Consider the following 1,793-nt stretch of genomic DNA (forward strand, 5'->3'; position numbering starts at 1 on the left):
GTGTTCAGACGTATTCTCTGCCGATCTTCTTCACTTTGATATATTGTTTGACTATTTTGCTCATCTATAGCTATTGTTTTTATATCAGACGTATCATTAAGTCTATTTTCCAAATAGCTCTGTGTGATAACTAACTCAGCATTAGTATCTTTAAGTATATGCCTAAACCTCTCTTTAGGGTAGTCAGGATCCATTGGCACATATGCACCACCTGCCTTCATAACACCAAGTATACCTATAACCATTTCCAAACTTCTTTCCAAACATAATGGTATTAATGTATCTGGCTTAAGCTCTTGATTAGTTATTTCTTTATACTGCTTTCTTATATACCTAGCTAACTGGTTTGATCTTTGGTTAAGCTCTTTATATGTAAGCTGTTTATCTTCAAATACTAATGCTATATTGTTAGGATTTTGTTTAACTTGCTCTTCAAATAGTTGGTATATCGTCTTATCCTTAGGATAATCCTTATCTGTCTGGTTCCAATCATGTACTATTGTTTGATACTCTTCTCTTGATAAAAGACTATAATACTTTATCTTTGTACCTGTATTTGTAACTAACTGACTCAATACCATCTTATATGACTCAACTAATCTCTCAATAGTATCCCTACTATATAACGCAGTAGCATAATTAATTACGCCGGATAGATTAGCTTTACTATCATCTATAAAACACTCTAAATCAAACTTAGCTATTTTATATGCATTATTATCTAATACTGGTTTAAAGATCTTATTATCCTGACCACCAAAACTCTGTAAACTAAACATCACCTGAAATATCGGATGCCTACTTAAGTCTTGCTCCACATTCAATTCACTCACCAATCTCTCAAATGGTAAATCTTGATGTGACTGTGCTTCTATAAGATTACTATGAACTCTATTAACTAATTCTAATATATCTTCATTACCATCTACCTGCTCTCTTAATGCCAATGAGTTTACAAAGAAACCTATCAGATCCTGTACCTGACTATGATGCCTATTTGCTATCGGTGTCCCAATCACTATATCTTCTTGTAATGTATACTTATGCATCAATACATAAAACGCACTTAACATTACTGTATATAATGAACAGTTCTGATTTTTAGCTATATCTCTTAACTTATTTGATAACTCTTCATCTATCTCAAACTCTACACTAGATCCTGCGTAATCTATCTTACTCGGCCTTACATAATCAATAGGTAAATTAAGTGTCTCATACCCTCTTAACCTACCTCTCCAATAATCTAACTGCTTATCAAGAACATCTCCCTCAAGATACTCCCTCTGCCATACTGCAAAGTCTTTATATTGGATACTTAATTCAGATAATGTTAATGGTGTATTTTTAGTGTAATGATCATAATAAGCATATAACTCTTTAATCAGTACATCTATTGACCAGCCATCACTCGCTATATGATGCATATTAATTAATAACTTAATATCTGATTCTTCTTTATATAAAGATACTCTTATCGGATAATCCTTAGTTAAATCAAATGGTGTATTAATATCTTTATCAATCTGTTTGGATATACCTATATCTTTATAACTATATTCATTAATAACTAAACTATCATTTAAAACAACTTGATAATCATTACCTTCATTATCTTGCCTAAAGACACTTCTTAATACTTCATGTCTTGATACTATTGATAATATTGATTGCTTAAGAGCTTCTTCATTAACTCCTTCTTTCAAAGATACCAACATTGGTATATGGTAGGCATTACTTCCTCCCTCATACTGCTCTATAAACCATAAACGCTCCTGAGCAAAGGATAATGG

The 1,793-nt window shown here is 31.8% G+C and carries 1 protein-coding gene; it reads right to left on the reverse strand.

The genetic code is table 11. The annotated features are described in order from the left end of the window. On the reverse strand, nucleotides 1-1,793 hold a 1,793-nt coding region (locus tag F3D62_RS12310), incomplete at both ends, for a non-ribosomal peptide synthetase (protein WP_150468540.1).

The sequence above is a fragment of the Francisella sp. SYW-9 genome (assembly GCF_008711465.1).
GTDB lineage: Bacteria > Pseudomonadota > Gammaproteobacteria > Francisellales > Francisellaceae > Francisella.